Consider the following 19,358-nt stretch of genomic DNA (forward strand, 5'->3'; position numbering starts at 1 on the left):
ACCGATTGCAGGTGTCCACGACCGAACTCCTTGGGCTACCGATCGAAATCTCTGTCACCAGCATGAGTAGTTTCCGATGCTCCCGGGAGCATTTGTAGAGGGTATGGTGCTCTCGTCAGGTTGGCAGCCCGGATTTTGCGTCCGGTTCTTGATCATGGACGACCCGGATAGGCGTCGGTCGTGGCAGGCTGCGAATGGCCGTCCAATTCGCCGTCAGGCCGGTCACGCGACGGCGAGTGTGACCAAAGGCCAAGGCCCGGCTCGATGCTCCTGAGACGTATCTGATGTGGCCAGTATTTCGATACTCTTTCGGCTCCGCCAGCGGAGCATCCGCATGGTTAGACCAAAAGTACCTTTTCCGCCCGCGGCTTCGAGCCGGAACTCAAGTGATACGCAGTTTCCAATGAACGAAATGCACCCAATGCCAAAACAGCCGAGAGCCCAGACAATGGTTTGGTCGCGTCACGACTTTACGACAAACGTTGATGCAGCAGACGGACGGCCATGGCCGCATCCATCGGCGTTGCTCGTTCGCGATCAGATCGAGGCTTGGATCAACGAGGGCGGCGCGGGCGGAGAGCCACCAGAATGAAAGGGCTTCGGATACTTGTCGCGGAAGACGAGCCGTTCATAAACATCATGCTCATCGAAATGCTTGAGGAGATGGGTCACACGGTGTGCGCGTCCGCGGAGACTGAAGAGGAGACGGTAACGGCCGCTCTGGCGACGAAGCCCGATGTCATGATCGTGGACGCACGCCTGGGCACCGGAAGCGGCATCGCGGCGGTGGAGGAAATTCTCAAGTCAGCATTTATTCCGCACATCTTCGCGAGTGGCGATATCCTCACCGGCTGTCCGCGCGATCCGCGCGCCGTCGTCATTCAGAAGCCGTATCGCGAATCCGACCTGGCGCGCGCCATTGCGAGCGCGCTGCTTGGCGCATCCAACGAAAAGCCAGCGTTGTCGGCCATGCCGCAAGCAACTGATTAGGAGGCAAGAGGTGCGGATCGAAACTTTGTCACGCAATGTATGCTCCGACGTGCTGTCCAGAAACCACACCGCGCGTCTGGCCTGCGCGAAGGACGGCCAGCCTTATGTCGTGCCCATTTCATATGGATTCTCCGGCAACCAGATTTATGCGTTTTCAACGGTCGGCAAAAAGATCGAATGGATGCGAGCCAATCCACTGGTGGCGGTGGAGGTCTTCGAGGCGGATGGCGAGAGGGGATGGCGAACGGTTGTGGTAGACGGGAGGTTCGAAGAACTGACCCCCGGCCCCTACTATGACAAGGACAGCGATTTTGCCTGGAAACTCTTGAAGAAGCACGCAAACTGGTGGGAGCCGGGCAGTATCGACGCCGAGGGCGAGGCGCCATCCAAATCATATGTCTACTACCGGATCCAGATCGTCACGATGACTGGCCGCCATGGAATAGTTCAGTGAAAGCCACATCTGGCGGCATGGCGGTTCCTTCGGTCACCGCTGCGGTGATAGCCGGCATGGTCTACTTCGCCAGCGTCTTCGTCGTAGGCTTTGTATTAGGAACGGCCCGTACCCTTTGGATCGCGCCAGCTATTGGCAACCTTTGGGGAGTGTTGATCGAGCTTCCCTTCATTCTCGGCGCCTCCTGGCTGGCATGCGGGCGGTCTCTGCAGCGGTTCTCCATCTCCAGCCTGCCAGAGAGGCTCATCATGGGATTGCTTGCGTTCATGCTGCTCATGGTTGTCGAGGCGATGCTTGCTGTGCTGGTCTTCGGCACCAGCCTTAGCGGCTACGCTGCGGGCTGGGGCTCGGCTGCCGGGGCACTAGGACTTCTAGGCCAGATCTGCTTTGCGGGAATGCCGCTTGTTTATCCCCAACACCAGGCAAGCGCTTCCAGCAAGTTCCGGTGATGGGACACCCATTTCACCTGATCGCTATGACTTCGGCGTGCATCTCGGCTAACCCGACACGAGGGTCTTCGAGCGGATTTTGACACGCGACGGATCCTCGAATTCGCCAAGCGCTCAGCTGGCGGACGGGCATGAGTAGTTTCCGACGCTCCCAAAACCGGTCGCGCCAAGCCTATGTTCATCGAGAGGGCGGCCCGCCGTCGAGCATTCGACGGTCGATGGCGGCCCACAGCCAGCAGAATTAGAGCAAGCATCAGAGGAAGCCATGAACAGGCGAGCAATGTTGGTCGGCGGAACCGCCGTCGTTCTCGCCGGCGCCGGCGCGGCGTCATACAGCTATCTCCAGATGGGGTCGGTGACAGGCTATGACACCGCCATAGCCGCCGGTCGCGGGGCGCTTCCTGGCAATCCCGACTTCAGGGATTTGATCAGATTTGCAACGCTTGCCGCAAACAGCCACAACACCCAGGCTTGGCGATTTCGGTCATCGGACGGTCGTATCGAGGTATTGCCGGACTTCTCCCGACATACGCCAGCCGTTGATCCGGACCAACATCATCTTTTCGTCAGCCTTGGCTGTGCGGCCGAGAACCTGGCATTGGCGTCGAGCGCCCGAGGACGGCCCGGCGAACTGCGTTTCGACGGAGCAAAGGACGGGGCCGCCGTATTCGAGTTCGTTGACGGGTCAAGTCGCCCCTCCGACCTGTTCGATGCGATCCCCCATCGACAGTCCACTCGCGCCGAATATGACGGCAGGACGGTCAGCACGGCTGATCTTGAAATCCTCGCGTCCGCCGCTGCGTTACCCGGGGTTGATGTAAAGCTGATCACGGATCGTCCCACAATCGATCGCGTTCGCGACTTGGTCATGGCCGGCAACAACGCGCAGATGATGGATTCGGCTTTCGTCAAGGAACTCAAGAGCTGGCTCCGGTTCAATCCTCGCCAAGCGCTTCGTTCTGGGGATGGCCTCTACAGTGGCGCGAGCGGAAGTCCGATTCTTCCGACATGGCTCGGGCCTCATATGTTCGACCTCTTCTTTCAAGCGAAATCTGAGAACGAAAAGTATGCGCGTCAGTTGAAGACGTCGCCGGGCGTTGCCGTTTTCGTCGCGGCCAAGGCCGATCGTGAGCATTGGATCCTGGCCGGACAAGCCTGCCAGCGCTTCGCCCTGCAAGCGACCGCACTGGGATTGAAGCATGCCTTCATCAATCAGCCCGTTGAGGTGGCGGATTTGCGTCCCGAACTGGCCGCGCTGATAGGCGTCCCTGGAAGGCGCCCCGACTTAGTGATGCGGTATGGATATGGTCCGACCCTTCCTGGGTCGCCACGCCGCCCGGTCGAGGATGTGATCGTATGAAGCCGCTATGCGAACATCGAGGCGGGCAAATACGTCCTCCCGGCAACCATATCGCTTCCAACCATGCGTCACGGGCAGCCACAAAGGCGGGGACAGGTCATGAAATCGAACTCAAGATGTTGGTCGCACAACCGGACCAGCTCGACGCGATCGCCGCCGCGCCGACCCTGCATAGAAATGTTGTGGATCACAAGAAACGCCGATTGAAGTCTGTCTACTACGACACGCCGGATCATGCGCTGCGAACGGATGCCTATGGCGCCATCGCTTGCCGCGATGGCGTAGCCGATGATTTCTGATTTGTGCCTCAACATTGTGAGCTTCCTTGTATCTGTGGTCTGTTTCGCAGGTTCACTGATGCAGCAGCGGGACCAGCCATCGATGCCAGAGGCATCACCAGGCCAAGGGAAATGGTCAGGGAAACTGGCCAGAGGCGCAGGATTCATCGTCTTGTCTGCGGCCAGCATGCTGCCTGGAACCGACGTTAGTCCTCTTGAGATCGCGGCCACAGGATCGGAAACTACGCAGGCGGCATAACGGCTCGGATCGGGCGGCAATCGAGATCGAGCACCTCACGGATGATCAGATTTCAGCGGGCACGCGATGGCTCGGCCTTGCCTGTGTCGCGCAGCCGCTCGAAACAGTAGCGGTAATTTTGCTTCGGTCCCTGTCGGACCATAGGTAGATTCCGATCCTTCCAATAAATCCGCTTTGCCATCAAATCCATCCAACAGCTGCCTCACGCGCTCATGATCGAGCTGATGAGAGCCATCGCTCCAGCCGAACGTATCGCGCTGGTCACATGGGTAATTGGTAGCATCACGTACAGATAATTGGATCGGAAGACCTCATGGCGACCGCCGCAAAACCAGCCACTTATTCCCTATCGCTCCCAACGTTCATCATGATCACATCGGCGGTCCTAATCAGCATCCGCACCTTCCCGCTGCAAGCCCTTGTCGGCTGGCAAACCATCGCCTTCAACGCCCTGGCGATCATCCTCTACCTGATCCCGGCCTCGCTCGTGTCGGCTGAACTTGCGACTGGCTGGCCCAAGGAGGGCGGTGTCTATGTCTGGGTCAAGGAGGCCTTCGGCGAACAATGCGGCTTCGTCGCGATCTGGCTGCAGTGGTTTCAGATGACCATAGGCTTCATCGGCATCCTGACCTTTATCGCGGGCACAGCCGCCTATCTGTTCAACCCGGCATTGGCCGACAGCAAGATCTTTATCTTCGCGGTGGTTGTCGGCGTTTGGTGGGGAGCCACACTGCTCAACCTCCAAGGCTTGAAGACCTACGCCCGCTGGACGACGCTCTTCGTAATCCTGGGCGCCTTCATTCCCATGATCGTCCTGATAGGCGGCGGTATTCTCTATATCTGGTCAGGCCACCCCGTCCTCATTCCCCTGATCCCGTCCGCAAAGGACCTCGTTCCGCGGTTCTCCGATGCCGGCGATCTCGTCCTCCTGATCACATTCGTCTTCTTTTTCATTGGCATCGAGGTCTCTGCCGCACACGCCAATGAAATGAAGAATCCCAACCGCGACTACCCGATCGCGATCCTTGTCGTCGGCGTGATCATGGCGGTCACAAGCGTCATCGGCGGACTGGTCGTTGCCTGGATCGTCCCGGTGAAGGACCTCAGCCTGATCGCCGGAATCATGCAAAGTTTTCAAGTCGTGTTTGGTCCAGGGCTTAGCTGGATCACCCCCGTTGTCGGTGTTCTCATCATCGTCGGAGCGGTGGGCGAGGTCATCGCCTGGGTGCTAGGCCCGGTGCGCGGACTTAGTGTGGCGGCACGCGACGGGCTTTTGCCTGCCGTGTTCCAAAAGGAAAACAAGCAGGGTGTGCCGACTGCGCTTATGTTCCTGCAGGCGGTTCTGGTGACATTCTGGGGAGCGGTCTTCGTCGTACTGCCAGGCGGCGTCAGCGCCGGCTTCTGGGCGCTCTTCGCCCTGACGACCTCGGTCTATATCGTCATGTATTTCTTCATGTACGCGGCCGCCATCCGGTTGCGATACACCCAGCCGGACACACCGCGAAAGTTCCGGATTCCGGGCGGCAAGCTGGGCATGTGGCTCATGGCGGGCTGGGGAATTGTCGCGGCTGCCTTCATTTTCGTGATCTCGCTGCTGCCGCCGACGCAGGTCAAGGAAGACCCGCTGCCGTTCGAACTCTTCATGATCATCGGTACGATCGTCGTGTGCCTCATCCCGATCGCGATCTATCGCTTCCGCAAAACCAACTGGAAACAGATCGCGGTCATTCCGTTGCCCGTAGCGTAGCGCCGGAAGCGAAGACGGATCAGCAGTCGAACCATCCCCGCACTAACTGTGCAAAATCCTGAAAGCTGAGTGCAAAACGTGAAAACTGTAAGCCAAGAACCAATTGCCGTCGAAGCCCTCTTCCTCGGGCCGAAATCGGAAAACCAGGCCTTCTTCAAGACGACGCTCGACTTTTTGATGGATGAGCACGTCCACTGGCGGCGTGACTTCCATCCGGCGGATGACGAAATGGTCACCCCGAGCGAAATGCGGCAGCAGCCGTTTACCTCCACTCTCGACCGCACGACGGCGGTCTTGAACATGGTGTCGGCGAAACTGAAGGACAGTTCCACGCCTTGGTTCTCGACACGCTACCTAGGCCACATGAATTCGGACACGCTGATGGTGGCGAACCTCGCCCAGATGGCGGCCACATTATACAACCCGAACAATGTCGCCTACGAATCCTCGGTCGCAACCGCGCATATGGAACTTGAGTGCGGTGGCGATTTCGCGAAATTGCTTGGCTACGATCCGGATCGTTCCTGGGGCCACATCACGTCGGACGGCACAATCGCGAACTATGAATCGCTGTGGCTTGCCCGCAACCTCAAGTCGTTCCCTTTAGCCGTCAAGGAGGTCAGTCCCGAGCTTGTCAAAGGTCTCGACGACTGGCAGTTGCTCAACCTGTCCGTGACCCAGATCCTTGACCTGGTCGATCGCACCAAGGAGCAGAAGACCTTTGGTCTTGTACTGAAGGCATCGGCGCGTGCGCGCGGCGCCGGCGGCGGCAAGCTCGGAAAGATCATTGTGCCGCAGACCCGGCACTACTCCTGGGACAAGGCGGCCGATGTCCTCGGCATCGGCGTCGACAATCTCATCCGGATTCCCGTCACGGATCGCTATCGCATGGATATCGGTGCGCTCCGATCGGCGATCGACGCTTGTATCAAGTCCAAGACGCCAATCATATCGGTCGTCGCCGTGGTTGCGACGACGGAGGAGGGGGCCGTCGATGACATCGCCGCCGTGGCGGCGCTGCGCGACGAATATGCCAAGCAGGGTCTTTCGTTCTATTTCCATGTCGATGCGGCTTACGGCGGCTACGGGCGCGCGGTCTTCCTTGACGAGGCAAGCCATTTCATGAGCTTCGCCGAGGTTCGCGCCAAGATCGCCGAGATGGGCGTTCCGGCTTCGGAGGCCATGTTCCCGTCCGAGGACGTCTGGAACGCCTATCGCGCGATGCCTGCGGCGGATTCGATCACCATCGACCCGCACAAGATGGGCTACATTCCTTATGCTGCGGGCGGTATTGCATTGCAGGACAAGCGCATTTTGGGTCTCGTCTCCTACGATGCGGCCTACGTCTTCGACAACAAGCAAAATCTGGAAATGAACCTTGGCAGCGTCATACTCGAAGGCTCCAAGTCCGGTGCCGCCGCGGCCGGCGTATGGGCGGCGCACAGGCTGCTGCCGCTCAACATCGCCGGGTATGGCCAGTTGATCGGTCGCAGCGTTGCCGGTGCCGCGCACTTTGCCAAGGCGCTGGAAAGCGTTCGGGAATTCATGGTCGGTGACAAGATTATCGTCTGCGAGCAGCTCCTCGATGGACCGGATTTCAATGTCGTTTGCATGGCCTTCAACTACAAGGGCAATACCGATCTGACCAAAATGAACAATCTGAATGCCCAGATTTACAAGGCGTCCTCCTATGAAGGCGGCCCGCTCTACGCGGACGATTGGATTACGTCGCACACCGTTCTTGAATTCGATTCCTATGGCAATGCACCGATGGGACTGGTTGGCCGACTGGGAATCCCGGAGGCGGAATGGAACCGAATCCACAACGTCTATGTGCTCAGGTGCTGCGTGCTCCATCCCTGGATCGTCAAGGTCGCGAGCTATCCGGAGAGCTGGCAGTCCTATCTCGAGATAATGAAAAAGGAAATTGGCCGGATCATCGCGCGTGACCGGTCTCAACCCACGGCACCAAGCAGTGATTCGCCCAAGGCGAGTGAAATGACCTCTGCGCGCTCTAATCAACGCCTGAAGGTTGGCAACCTTGGGTGAACTTGGCAGCCAGGTTGTGGCACCGCCCGCAGCGGTAACCAGTCCAGGCGCCGCAGCGGTGGTCCAGACCGAACCTGGTCAATTGTCGCGCGCTTTGGGCGATCGCCAGGTCCAGTTCATTGCCATCGGCGGGGCTATTGGCGCCGGCCTGTTCCTCGCCTCTGGCGAGGCCATCCACAAAGCCGGCCCGGGCCTGCTCCTGGACTACATGATTACAGGGATCATCGTCTTTCTGATTGCGCGGGCGCTTGGCGAACTCGCGATCTATCGACCCGTCGCCGGATCCTTCGCGTCCTATGCCGAGGAGTTCATCGGCCCCTGGGCAGGATTTCTGACGGGATGGTCATACTGGTTGAACTGGATCCTGGCGGGGATAGCGGAAGTCAGCGCGATCGGGATCTATTTCCACTACTGGTACCCGGATCTGCCACAATGGATTCCAGCACTTTGCGCGGTCATCGTTCTCTATGGCGCGAACGTTATTTCCGTGAAGCTGTATGGCGAGATCGAATTCTGGCTGTCGCTGGTGAAGGTCGTCACGATCCTGGCGATGATCGCATTGGGCTCGGTGATCATTTTCTTTGGCTTGAAGGGCACATCCGGTCCTGCAGATTTCTCCAATCTCTGGTCGCACGGGGGCGTCTTTCCGCACGGCGCCACGGGCGTGCTGCTCGCGCTCCCCATCGCCGCCTTTTCCTTCGGCGGCACCGAGGTCCTAGGGCTGACCGCCGGAGAGGTGAAGGACCCCAGCAAATCGCTTCCAAAAGCATTCAACGGGATTATCTACCGGATTCTGATCTTCTATATCGGCGCGTTGACGGTGATCATGACGCTCTATCCGTGGGACCAACTCGATCCGAAGGCGAGCCCCTTCGTGTTGGTTTTCGCGCGTATAGGCCTTCCCGCCGCCGCCGCGATCGTCAACATTGTCGTGATTTCTGCAGCAGCGTCAGCATGCAACAGCGGGCTCTTCGCAACCAGCCGGATGCTGTACTCCATGTCCGGCTCCGGCCAAGCTCCGCGCTTTCTCTCACATCTCAACAAACACCAGGTTCCCAGCCGGTGCCTGGCCGTCTCGGTTGCGATGATGCTCTTGGGAGTCCTGCTCAACTATCTGGTGCCTGCCAGCGTTTTCAACTATGCGATCACCGGTGTCCTGGTGTTTCTGTTATGGACATGGATAGTGATCATGGTGTCGCATATGCGCTATCGCCGGGCCGTTCAAAACGGCAGCAAACCAGGTGTCGCGTTCCGCCTTCCGGGTTCTCCTGTCACCAATTGGCTTGTTCTCGTGTTCGTTGGTGTCATCGTCATATTGATGGCCTTTGATCCCGAGACGCGAATTGCATTCTACTTCGCTGCTGCCTGGTTTGGCGTTCTGGGCGCAATCTATTTCGCGCTGGGTCTGGCCGGCGCTGGCCGCAGTAACGGGAACAAGACCGTCGTGACGTGACCGGGTATCCGGATCAGATTGCGTGAGATGTCGTGACGCCTCGGGAGGGAAGCCGTTTGACAATCAGATGCACCAGTCGCTGCACCTTCTCCGTCAGCACCCAGCCTGTAGGCGGTTTGTAAAATCATTTTACCGACTACTCAGACTCCGGATCAGTCGAAACATCCTTCCCATCGCCTACCGACCAGGCGAGAAGCGGAAGCACGCCTGTTTGCAGCCAAGGGGCTAGTTCCTCGCGGGTCCAGCTGTCGCGCCCGCCCAACACCCACAGCAAGTCGGTCACCTCCCGCCATTTGCTGCCTTTGGGAAAACCGATCACCTGGGATGCCGCCGAATTGTTTGGGTTCAGTTCGACGAAGGTGGCAACGTTTTCCAGCTGAAAACGGGCGAGTCTCGCTGGGCGCTCGATCTTGTCCGCCAGTTGGCCTTTCAACACCCGCTTTCCTTCCAATGCCGGAACGAGCGCAGCCTCGATATCCGCGATGATCGAGGAGATCTTTCGGGTGAACTCGGAAATGCCGAGCTTCAACTTCGCCTGTGCGTTCGCCTTTAGACCGGCGACGCCGCCGAGGTTTGGCAGATCGGTGTCAGGTTTTTCATTACCGCCACCGACAATTGCCTGGATCTGTTTGGCCGTTAAGGATCGCCCTGCTTCGAATTCGGCGAGAACCTCGTTCACGTGCTCTGGGGAACTTGCCAGATGGCCCATGGCGGTAGCGGACATGCGCGCTTCTACAAGACGCGTCCTATGATCCTTGAGGACGGTCGCAATCTTCATCAGGCTGAAAAGATGCTGGCGGCTATATCGAGATACCGAGACGGCCCATTTTCCGAACATGCCGTCAGGGATGAACGCCGCGGCTATGTTCAGTTGATCGCCGAGATCGAAGGTTTCTTCCGTCGTTCTTCGGCCTAGCAGCATGATCTCGGCCTCACATTTTCGTATGGCCTTGAGCTCGGCAGACCCTAGACCGAGTTCGGAATGGTCGAATGTCGGTGCTTTCCTTGTTGGCGATTTTTTCATTGTGAGCCTATGGGCTTCGTCGAGCCCTTGTGGCGGACGGAGGGGCGCTAATCATCCTTGACGCTGCCTGGTTTGGAAGATTTGGACGGAGAAACAGTTAAATCAAACACGCGAACGTTGCTCATTGGGTCTTTCCGCATGTTCCGAGTCTTGTTTACGACCACGACGACCTCAGACCGATGTGACACGGTTTGCGCAGGCGCATTCGAACGGGCGCTTGCACCGATGGGCAACGACGCTCCGTCGGGGAATGAATGACCACGGGTTGGAAGCACCTTGCTGATCAGGGCCGCAGCAATCGTCGCATCAATGCCGAGAGCGGACGCCACCACGTCAGTCTGAAATTGTTTGCGCAGCTTCGCCTCTGCCGGCTCCACGCTGTCGTCCCAGTCGGACGGTGGCATCATGCCCATCGACGCACGCATGTCATGCCAGTTGCGATAGCCGTAGATATTTGCGGTGATGTGCTGGGCTGTTCCCAGATTCAACGAAATTCCGACCGCTTCGGCGTTTTTCTTTAGGGACTTAGCCACCCCTTTCGGTCGCGCGTCGCTTGAAAGATTAATCCGCATTGATGCTTCCTGTAACGAGGTAACGCACACACCACCGTCCGGGGGGTGCTGATCTCAAAGGTGGTCACGCCGCGCAGGCAGGTCGCAGAATCCCCACCTTGCGGCACAGTCGGCTACATTCCCATTTGGTAAAGCCCCCTCTCGCTGATCGTTTCGATCTAACGATCCGGCGTTCTCTCTTTGCGAAAGCCGTTGCTGCATCGCGAGGTGCCATGATGGGTATAGTCAGGTTGAGAGTCAATAGTGTCATCAGTCTACCTATGAAACGGATGAAATTCAGAACTTGTCATAGGTAATGCGTAGGGAAAAATCTCCAACGTGGTTTTTCAAACTAAGCGTCGTGTAAAATTCTCTAAGGATTCATTTTAAGCGTCTGCGATTCTGACAACTTATAGTAGGAATCATTCGCAACGAGTCCTTTCATACCCTGTTGTGCCGAAGATCGATGGGGTGGCGCATAGACAAGGGCGGAATCCTTCGAATTATCTCCCAAGCAGCCTTAGCTAAACGGACAAAGGCGCCGTTGTCTTGCTTGCCTTCGCCCCAGGGTTGGTCCTGACTTCCGCGTTTCCCAGATTATCTCGCCGCACGGCGCGCGGTTCCATGCTGCGTTAGAGAGGGGGTAGCACGGCAGCTACAGTTCGGTGTGGAGGCACGCAGAGCTGGAAAGAGGATCGCGGCAGTGTCGCGATCGGAGCCATGATGTGGGGCCTGTAATTGCTCAGCCCGTGGTGATGGCTGATCCAAGTTCGCAACGAAACCGGTAGATTTGACTATCCGGCTAGTTCGCTGAAGGAGCGCCTCTATCTCCTTCCGGGTCCGCCTGGCCAGCCGAAGGAATATTGCGTCCTCATATACGGCACTGGCGCGGGAAATCAGGGTACGCTCGGGGGGCTTAGTTGAGGTCACAGGCCGGTTTCTCTCCGGGCGCTACGCTGCAGGAATTGCCACGAACGCCATTGGGCATGAGCAAGCGCTTGCCTCCACTCTAGGTGTTGAGGGTGGGAAGGAAACGCTAGTCAACCTGATCTATAGGCCGGTCGAAGGCAGGCCTGGTTGGCACGAGTTTTTTGGCACGCCGATGCGCGTTGCTCATCGGGAGGTACTCAGACGCCGGGTATCTCCTTTGGCCCTGCGGCAGTCTAACCACGGTCGGGCCGTGTGGTCCGTAAAGGTTCTGTCGTTTGATCCTGCGACGAAGGAAACGCTGCTGGACAAATGTCCTGAATGCGGCACCTGGCTCGGTTACGGAATCAGCTATGGGGTATCCTCTTGCGGCAAGTGCCTCCACGAAGACACCGAGGGCTTCATCCGGGGTCGCATCGATCTGAGGGACTATCCGCAGCCGAGGGTGGAAGTTGAGGATATGGAGGCGCTCGACTTCGTTACCGGACTGATCGATCCTAATCCGGAGGTGAGGTCGAGCTTCCATCCGGCACTTCCGGAAGCGCTTCAAAGTTACTCGAGAGGTGGATTGTTCGAATTCGCGGTCGCGCTCGCATGCGCGATTACCGCTGATCCCGTGAAGGTAACCGCATTTCTGCCACGACCGGGGGCACGGGGGGGGTATTCTCGCTTTTCGCCTGAGGTCCTTGCGCTAGCTGGAAGAACCATCCTGTCATGGCCGAAAGGATTCGATCGGCTGGCGTCCATGGCGAGAGAGAACGCCGCTCTTCGGAAAGGGCATTTCGGCATCAAAAAGGAACTGGGCGCCCTCCTGGCGCTCAGGCTGGATCCCCACATCGAACCTGGCTTGCGCGAAGAGTCTAGGATGGCGATCGAGCAGGACATGCGGCGAACCGCGACTGGGCACACCATGGTCCGTCGGAAGGAGAACCTTTTTCGTGAGGACCTGATGACCATGCAGCAGGCCTCGAAACATCTCGGCATCACCCGAAAAACCATGCGTCGGTTTGTCGACGACGGGGCGATTGGCGCTCATCGCGCCGGAACTGCGGAGAGAGCTCCAGTCCTGGTATCACGAAAAGAAATTGAATCGATATTGAAGGCCAGGAACGGATTCGTGCCAGCCACGTCCCTTTCGAAAAAGTTCGGATTTCCGGTTATGGTCCTGCAAAGTTTGGCCAAGGCCGGCGTCCTGGAGGAAAAAGCCAACCCTGTCGGCCTTGCGCCCGGTTCCTACTACGTCGAGGGTACGGTCAATGCTTTGCTGGGACAGTTAGATTGCCGCGCGCATCCGATCTCGACGCGAACCAATCTCGTGGATCTGCGCCGGGCCGCCTTGCTCGCCGGCTCGCCCAGCAAGAACCCTTGGCCGGGCATCTTCCGAGGAGTGCTTGAGGGGCAGCTTAAGCTCTTTTCGCGTAGTTCCGGGAAAGCTCTGCTCGGGAGGTACTTTCTGGAAGAAGCTGCCATTTCCCCCATTTCTGAAAGGGCCCTCACTTGGCCTGAGCCGACGGATCGCGCACCGCTCACACGCGCCGATATCGGCTTCCTTCTCGATCTTCCAACCCCATCCGTCTATGCCCTGATACAGGATGGGATTTTGAGCAGACAGCCTACCTTAAGCGAGGTCCAAAAGTTCTATGACGTGTTTGTCATGAGCAACGAAGCCGCTCGTCTGCTCAGCGGCAGCGAAGATCTTGAGGATTGGGACACATCCAGCATCTTGTCCGGCTCCGGACTCGAACCCGCCTACACGACCACCTACAAAAAGAGGCGCGTCTGGCGCCGAAGAGACGTCCTGCAACTGGCACGGATACTGCCCACGCGCTAGCGGGTATCGTGTGGCCGGCACCGTAATTTCGGCAGTTAATCGCTTTTTCAAGAAATGACTGAATAGTAGCCTGGGGCTGATGCCGCCGGGCCTTTTTTTGATGGGCTGGTAGTCTAGTCTTGATCGAAGCCATATTGAACGTTTGAATCGCTTCTGTTTGGCGCGTGAATCGCTATCATTTGTCAGGTGGTGCAATTTCAAGCAGTTAGCTGAATCGCCCAGAATTTGTCTCTACAGATAAGCCATTGTTATCGCGGTATTTTTCGAGAGTGGCCTACGATATGGGCTCGAACCCACTCTCGTTTGAAGAACCTCGAAGCGTTTTTACGCATTTCAAGGACATCGAATCGATCCAGTCGTCGCGAGTGCTGAACTTGTGTGACCGTTGTCGCGGTTCGGCGAAATCGGCGCGCTTCTGATTCAGTCAGAGCTCGGCGAGTTCGTCGTCCGCTTCATTGATACCGTGCGCAGCCGCTCGCTCGAGCCAAAGGCGACCGGCCGACGGGTCGCGCTCCCCGGCGAGACCTTTGGAGAGATAGCGCCCGAGCATGAGTTGAGCTTGGCTATGCCCACGTCCGGCAGCGGCGGCGTACCATTTCTGCGCTGCTGTCTGGTCGACCGGCAGGCCGTGGCCGGCTCCGTACAGCGCGCCAAGCGCAAACATCGCCCCGGCGTGACCGTCGGCGGCGGCCCGCTCGAACAACCGCATTGCAGCCGTCGGCTCGCGCGTGCCTCCGCGCCCGTTGAGCAGCATCTCGGCGAGCGCCACCCGTGCATCAAGCACGCCGGCGTCGGCGGCCCGCGCAAACCACGCTCGGGCCTGAGTTGGGTCGGCCGCCACGCCGCGTCCATCCTGGAGGAGGCGGGCATACATATATTGCGCCTCGGCGACGCCTTCGGCCGCGCGCCGCAGCCAGTGTGCCGCTTGCCCCTCGTCCTGGCGAACGCCGACGCCCTTGGCGAAACAGAGCCCAAGGTTGAATGCCGCGATGAGGTCGCCCGATGATGCGGCCGCCTCGAACCATCCGGCAACGCTTGCACCGTCGTCCGGCTCGCCGGCCCCTCCGAGCACAAGATTGGCGAGGTCGGTCTGTGCCTCCTGATTGCCGCCATTTGCAGAAGTGCGCAGCCAGCGGGCCCCTTCCTCGACGTCCTCGGCCACACCGTTTCCCGTCAAATAGAGCGAGGCCAAAGCGCGGGCGGCGGCCTGATGGCCCGCTTCGGCCGCCCGCCGATACCAGTTTGCGGCTTCTGCAAAATCCGGCCGCTGCGTCTTCACACAGCGATCGCCCAGAAGATTGGCTGCCTCGATATTGCCAGCCAAGGCGGCACGCCGCATCCACGCCTCTCCGGCAGCGGTATCATGGTCGACCAGTCCACCATCGATCAGCGCCAATCCCAACCGGAACTGGGCTGAGGGAAGGCCCTTCTCCGCCGCAGCCTGATAGAGTTGCGCGGCTGCAGCCATGTCGCGTGCAACGCCGAGCCCGTGCTCGGTAAGGACCGCGAGAAGATAGGTTGCGGTCGGCAGGCCGGCGTCGGCCGCGCGTCTCACTTCGTCTGCAATCCTGGCCCGATTTTCGCGCTTGCCGCGCCGGGCCAGCGACAGGGCGAGGCCGAGACATCCTTCGGCGCAGCCGGCAGAAGCCGACTTCTCATACCAGCGGTGCGCCGCATCTGCATTGCGCATCGGTTCGGGGCCGCTGGTGAGGATGTAACCGAGGATCGCCTGCCCCGTTGCCGAGCCTGCCTCGGCTGCCTTCGTGGCAAAGCCGAACGCAGCCGCAAAGTCCGGTTCGCTTGAGGAATCCCGTTTGAATAATTGCTCCGATTCGGCGCCTTTGCCGTCAGTTTCCGCCGTCACCAGCCCGGTGACGTAGAGAGCGGCGAGGAGCGCCTGCGCATCGGCGTTCCCGTGGTTGGCTGCCCGCAGCAGCCATCGTGCGCCTTCCATACGGCTCGGTGGCACACCCGAGCCTTCGAGATAGCAACGCGCGACCCGGTACTCGGCGTCGACGATCCCCGCGCGCGCCGCTGTCGCCATAAGCGGAAAGGCATCCGCGGGCTTGCCGCTGTCAGAGAGCTGGATCGCCCGGCGCAACGCTGCTGCCGGGGAGGCCAGATAAGTCAGCCGATCCAGGATTGCCATCGATCCAAGCCTCTGATTCTATGGCTCCCGCATCGCTTCCTGGCCGATCGGGAGCATCACACCGAGAATGTATTTGAGCACTGTGCGGCGGCCGACCTTCACGTCGGCGGTAACCGGCATGCCGGGGCTTACAGAGAAGCCGGCGGGCACGCCGTGGAGGGCAACCTGGTCGATGGAAATGCGCGTGCGATAGAACGGCTCGGCGTCAGAAGGCAGCATGGCCAGAGAGCTGTTTGGATCGCGTGCTTGCTCCTGCGCCGAGAAGGAATCAGGGCTGAGCGCCCGCACGGTGCCATGAGCGAGGCCGTATTGCGAATAGGGGAAGGTATCGAACTTGATGACCACTTGGTCGCCGACATGCACAAAGCCGCTGCTGCGGCCGACGATGTTTGTCTCTATCTCAAGCGGTGCGTTGGCCGGCACCAGCGTGATCAACCGCTCGCCGGACTGCAGGACCGAACCGACCGAGACCTTGGCCACTGACTGAACGATGGCGTCTGCTTCGCTTTTCAACTCGACCAGTTGCTTGCGCAGCTTTGCCTTGTTGAGAAGTTCGCGGGCGTCGGAGATCCGCGAACTCGCCTCCGACAGGCTCTGCGAAACATCCGCTCGCCAACCCTGAATGTAGCCGTCGCGTTCGGCCGCCACCGCCGCCTGCTGGAGCTTTGCGGCTTCCGCTGTCTGCTCGGCATTGCCGAGCGCCCGAGACATTTCCGCGCGATTGTCCTCGGCAAGCAGTGTATTGAGGCGACTGCCCACCTGCCTTGCCTCGAGCTGCTTGCGCATCTCTTCAATCGAGCCCGCGACCGCGAGCCGCTGGCGGTAGCCATCTGCATCCGATAGCGAACGCGAGATTACGGAATTGAGTTCGTCGCGCTGGCGGTCGAAATTCTCCACCTTGGCGTCATAGACTGCCTTGCGGCGCTCAAAGATCGATGCCTGCAGGGTCCAGCTCGGGTCGAGACCCTCGTAGTTGAAGGCCTGGCCGTCGGCTTCCGCCTTCAATCGCGCCACTTCAGCTTCAAGCGTCGAAACCTGCATCGCAAGCGACGCAAGGTCGGCTGAAGCAAAGGTCGCATCGAGGCGAGCAAGCACTTGACCGGCCTGGACGTGCTGTCCTTCACGAACGTCGATCGAGCGCACGATCGCGGTTTCCAGCGGTTGCACGACGATGTTGGGCGATTTTGACACCACGAGCCCTCTGGCCGTCACAACCTGATCGACCGGTATCAGTCCTGCCAGGGCGATCAGCGCCATGACCAGACTCGCGATGATCCAGACGATGCCGCGCGCCGCCCGAGGAATAGGCGCATTGGCGACAGCCGCCGACGGCCACTGGAACTCGAGTATGGCTGGCGTTGTCGGATCCCTCGTTTCCATCCGATGCCGCCGAGCGGGGAGGGCGATGAGAGAGGTGCTACTCATGGGTTACCGGACCTGAAACGCATATGAGCCGCGGCATCGTCAAACCAACCGCGGCGGCATGGCGACCGGACGGCCATGGCGGCCATCGAGGTGCCGGTTTTGCTGCGACCACAGCTGGCGGTAGAGCGCGCATCGTTCGAGCAGCGTCGCGTGCGGCGCGACGTCGAGGACCTTACCCTGATCCATGACCAGGATATTGTCGCATTCGGTCAGCGACGACAGCCGGTGCGAAACGATGATCATGGTGCGCCCGCTGGCGATGCGCATGAGGTTGGCGCTGACCACAGCCTCGCTCTCCGGGTCGAGTGCGCTGGTCGCCTCGTCGAGGATAAGGATTGTCGGATCGTGGATGAGGGCGCGTGCGATCGCCAGCCGCTGCTTTTGACCGCCTGACAAATTGGGCGAACCTTCCTCTATGTAGGTGTCATAGCCATTCGGCATCCGCTCGATGAATTCCTGAGCGCCAGCGAGGTGCGCGGCACGCATGGCGTCGGAAAGCGTCAGGCCTGGGCGCCCGGCGATGATGTTGTCGCGGATCGACCCGCGGAACAGAAAGTTGTCCTGGAGAACCACGCCGAGTCCTTGGCGAAGATGGCGCAGATTGATTTCCTTGAGGTCGACGCCATCAAGCTTAAGGAAGCCGCTGTAGTCGCGGTTGATCCCTTGCAGGAGGCGCGCGATCGTCGATTTTCCCGACCCGCTGCGCCCAACAATGCCAAACATGCTGCCGGCGGGAATGTGGAAACTGACCCGGTCGAGCGCCGGTGTCTTGGTAGCGATATAGCTGAAGGTCAGGTCACTGAACGCGACCTCGCCGACAAGCTTGGGTCTCAGGCCGGTGGAATTCGAACTGCTCTCCAGCGGGCGGTTGAGGACCGACGCAGCCTCGCCGATCGCTGCACCGACCTCCTCGTAATCTTCAACCAGTCGCGCCAGGCCGACCAGCGGCTGCGCCACGCGCTGGGAGATCATCATGAAGGCGAACAGGCTGCCGACCATGTAGCCCGAACGGTCATTCAGCGCGAGATAGGCGCCGATCAGCATGGTGCCGAGCACCATCACACGTTCGACCGGCGTGACCAGGGTCTGCGGCCAGCTTGCAAGTTGCCCGAACGCAAGACGAGCCTTTCCGGCTTCCGCCACCCGCTCATCCCAGAGCGCCTTGCGCTGCGGCTCGAGGCCGAGCGCCTTCACTGTCTTGATACCGACGACAGTCTCGCCGAGCGCCGCCGACTTCCAGGTCTCGGCTTCGACCACTCGCTGGTATCTGCGGCGCAGCGGTCTGAGAAAGGCAAGGATGATCAGCATGATCACGACCGCGCAGGCCAATACGATCCAGGCGAGCGTGGCGTTGATGTAGAACATGACCGGCACCAGCACGCAAAGCGTGATCATATCCAGGAACGTGCTGAGGAGCTTTCCGGTCAGGAACTCGCGGATACGATAGACTTGAGCCAGGTGATACATCGTCTCGCCGGCCGGATGTCGTTCGAAATAGTCGAGCGGCAGGCGCAGGAGACGGCTGAAGACGTGCAGTTGCAGCTTGGTATCCAGACGGGCGCCGACAACATTGATGATCAGTCGCCGCGCATGGCCAAGAAGCGTCTCATAGGCGAAGACCACGGCGATCACCGCCGACAACAGCACCAACGTCGAGATGCTGTTGAACTGCAGGACCTTGTTGACCAATGTCATGACGATAAGCGGTGGCAGGATGGTCAGGATACTCAGCGTGAACGAGGCAATGGCGATGTCGCGCAGGGGCCGGCTTTCTAGCCGCACCAACTGGGCGAGCCAGTGAAGGGTGAAAGGTGCATCCGCTGCCACATGGGACCGTGTCGCCCGCAGCAGCACCGCCTCGCCCGTCCACACCTGCGCCAGCCGCAGTTCATCGATGGCGGTGGCCTCACCGTCGTCTGGCGCGTCGGCACTTTTGAGGAAGACGATGTTTCGCTCGGTGCTCGCCCCGGTAAGCAGAGCCGCGCCGCCATCGCTGAACAACAGGACGACCGGACCGGTGTCCTGGAAGCGCAAAAGGTGAGACCAGCGAATGCGGACGGCGCGCGCCCACATGCCGGCGTTCTGCGCCCACTCGGAGAGATCGGCGGCGGCCGGAATCGCGCCCGCGGCCCTGAATTCGTCCGGGTCGAGCTCGACACCGTGATAGCGGGCGGCATGCAACACGGCCTTGAGGCGTGGCCCGACCTTTTCGCGATCGGCGGGGCCGCCGGGGGGCCGCGCCGCCGCCTCGTGGCCGCCAGCCAAACCGCCGGCGCCCTCGACTTTGGTGCCGGCGCGGATCGAGACCGGCTGGTTTTCGGTGTTTACAGGGACGTTCACCATGGATTTCTCATCCGGTACGCCGAGCTACGGTTCAGCAAAGGCCAGAGTGAGGAGTTTCCGCCGAGATTT

The 19,358-nt window shown here is 59.8% G+C and carries 14 protein-coding genes; 9 read left to right on the top strand and 5 right to left on the bottom strand.

Going from position 1 to position 19,358, the window contains the following annotated elements; genetic code table 11:
- Positions 1 to 504: 504 nt before the first annotated feature.
- From GA829_RS14005 to GA829_RS14040, 8 genes are all read left to right on the top strand, one after another.
- Positions 505 to 990 (top strand): response regulator, encoded by a 486-nt coding sequence (locus GA829_RS14005; protein ID WP_258052283.1) that lies wholly within the window; start codon positions 505 to 507, stop codon positions 988 to 990.
- Positions 991 to 1,000: 10 nt separating this feature from the next.
- Positions 1,001 to 1,444: a pyridoxamine 5'-phosphate oxidase family protein gene (locus GA829_RS14010; RefSeq protein WP_195179064.1), complete on the top strand. Its 444-nt coding sequence runs from the start codon at positions 1,001 to 1,003 to the stop codon at positions 1,442 to 1,444.
- Positions 1,441 to 1,893, top strand: a complete 453-nt coding sequence (locus GA829_RS14015) for a hypothetical protein (protein WP_195179065.1) — start codon at positions 1,441 to 1,443, stop codon at positions 1,891 to 1,893. Before GA829_RS14010 ends, GA829_RS14015 begins: the two co-directional genes overlap by 4 nt.
- Before the next feature lie 265 nt (positions 1,894 to 2,158).
- Positions 2,159 to 3,253 (top strand): Acg family FMN-binding oxidoreductase, encoded by a 1,095-nt coding sequence (locus GA829_RS14020; RefSeq protein WP_195179066.1) that lies wholly within the window; start codon positions 2,159 to 2,161, stop codon positions 3,251 to 3,253.
- Positions 3,254 to 3,369: 116 nt separating this feature from the next.
- On the top strand, positions 3,370 to 3,552 hold the full coding sequence (locus tag GA829_RS36645) for a CYTH domain-containing protein (RefSeq protein WP_258052284.1): 183 nt from the start codon (positions 3,370 to 3,372) through the stop codon (positions 3,550 to 3,552).
- A gap of 551 nt (positions 3,553 to 4,103) precedes the next feature.
- On the top strand, positions 4,104 to 5,537 hold the full coding sequence (locus GA829_RS14030) for an APC family permease (protein ID WP_195179068.1): 1,434 nt from the start codon (positions 4,104 to 4,106) through the stop codon (positions 5,535 to 5,537).
- A 78-nt stretch (positions 5,538 to 5,615) separates the two neighbouring features.
- The gene (locus GA829_RS14035) at positions 5,616 to 7,586 is read left to right on the top strand and encodes a pyridoxal phosphate-dependent decarboxylase family protein (protein WP_210337752.1); all 1,971 of its coding nucleotides are present in this window, start codon (positions 5,616 to 5,618) and stop codon (positions 7,584 to 7,586) included.
- Positions 7,579 to 9,039: an amino acid permease gene (locus GA829_RS14040; RefSeq protein WP_210337755.1), complete on the top strand. Its 1,461-nt coding sequence runs from the start codon at positions 7,579 to 7,581 to the stop codon at positions 9,037 to 9,039. The genes GA829_RS14035 and GA829_RS14040 overlap by 8 nt, the downstream gene beginning before the upstream one ends.
- Positions 9,040 to 9,175: 136 nt before the next feature.
- Here GA829_RS14040 and GA829_RS14045 read toward each other — a convergent pair whose 3' ends face one another.
- Positions 9,176 to 10,063: a hypothetical protein gene (locus tag GA829_RS14045; RefSeq protein WP_195179069.1), complete on the bottom strand. Its 888-nt coding sequence runs from the start codon at positions 10,061 to 10,063 to the stop codon at positions 9,176 to 9,178.
- 47 nt (positions 10,064 to 10,110) lie between these two features.
- A complete protein-coding gene (locus tag GA829_RS14050; RefSeq protein WP_195179070.1) occupies positions 10,111 to 10,635 on the bottom strand; it encodes a hypothetical protein in 525 nt (174 codons plus the stop codon).
- A 1,126-nt stretch (positions 10,636 to 11,761) separates the two neighbouring features.
- Between GA829_RS14050 and GA829_RS14055 the strand changes: the two genes are divergently transcribed.
- Positions 11,762 to 13,372: a helix-turn-helix domain-containing protein gene (locus GA829_RS14055; RefSeq protein ID WP_195179071.1), complete on the top strand. Its 1,611-nt coding sequence runs from the start codon at positions 11,762 to 11,764 to the stop codon at positions 13,370 to 13,372.
- A gap of 424 nt (positions 13,373 to 13,796) precedes the next feature.
- Here the strand turns inward: GA829_RS14055 and GA829_RS14060 are convergent, their stop codons facing one another.
- The 3 genes from GA829_RS14060 to GA829_RS14070 form a co-directional block, all read right to left on the bottom strand.
- Complete coding sequence (locus GA829_RS14060; protein WP_195179072.1) at positions 13,797 to 15,521, bottom strand: tetratricopeptide repeat protein; 1,725 nt, start codon at positions 15,519 to 15,521, stop codon at positions 13,797 to 13,799.
- 18 nt (positions 15,522 to 15,539) lie between these two features.
- On the bottom strand, positions 15,540 to 16,901 hold the full coding sequence (locus tag GA829_RS14065) for an HlyD family type I secretion periplasmic adaptor subunit (RefSeq protein WP_195179073.1): 1,362 nt from the start codon (positions 16,899 to 16,901) through the stop codon (positions 15,540 to 15,542).
- Between the two features lie 84 nt (positions 16,902 to 16,985).
- On the bottom strand, positions 16,986 to 19,289 hold the full coding sequence (locus GA829_RS14070; RefSeq protein WP_258052285.1) for a peptidase domain-containing ABC transporter: 2,304 nt from the start codon (positions 19,287 to 19,289) through the stop codon (positions 16,986 to 16,988).
- Positions 19,290 to 19,358 lie beyond the last annotated feature (69 nt).

Origin of the sequence: Mesorhizobium sp. INR15, assembly GCF_015500075.1 — a bacterium.
Classification (GTDB): domain Bacteria; phylum Pseudomonadota; class Alphaproteobacteria; order Rhizobiales; family Rhizobiaceae; genus Mesorhizobium.

Coding starts and splice junctions, on each gene's coding strand:
- GA829_RS14005 (WP_258052283.1), top strand. CDS start 505: ATGGCCGCATCCATCGGCGTTGCTCGTTCGCGATCAGATCGAGGCTTG.
- GA829_RS14020 (WP_195179066.1), top strand. CDS start 2,159: ATGAACAGGCGAGCAATGTTGGTCGGCGGAACCGCCGTCGTTCTCGCC.
- GA829_RS36645 (WP_258052284.1), top strand. CDS start 3,370: ATGTTGGTCGCACAACCGGACCAGCTCGACGCGATCGCCGCCGCGCCG.
- GA829_RS14030 (WP_195179068.1), top strand. CDS start 4,104: ATGGCGACCGCCGCAAAACCAGCCACTTATTCCCTATCGCTCCCAACG.
- GA829_RS14045 (WP_195179069.1), bottom strand. CDS start 10,063: ATGAAAAAATCGCCAACAAGGAAAGCACCGACATTCGACCATTCCGAA.
- GA829_RS14050 (WP_195179070.1), bottom strand. CDS start 10,635: ATGCGGATTAATCTTTCAAGCGACGCGCGACCGAAAGGGGTGGCTAAG.
- GA829_RS14060 (WP_195179072.1), bottom strand. CDS start 15,521: ATGGCAATCCTGGATCGGCTGACTTATCTGGCCTCCCCGGCAGCAGCG.
- GA829_RS14065 (WP_195179073.1), bottom strand. CDS start 16,901: ATGGAAACGAGGGATCCGACAACGCCAGCCATACTCGAGTTCCAGTGG.
- GA829_RS14070 (WP_258052285.1), bottom strand. CDS start 19,289: ATGGTGAACGTCCCTGTAAACACCGAAAACCAGCCGGTCTCGATCCGC.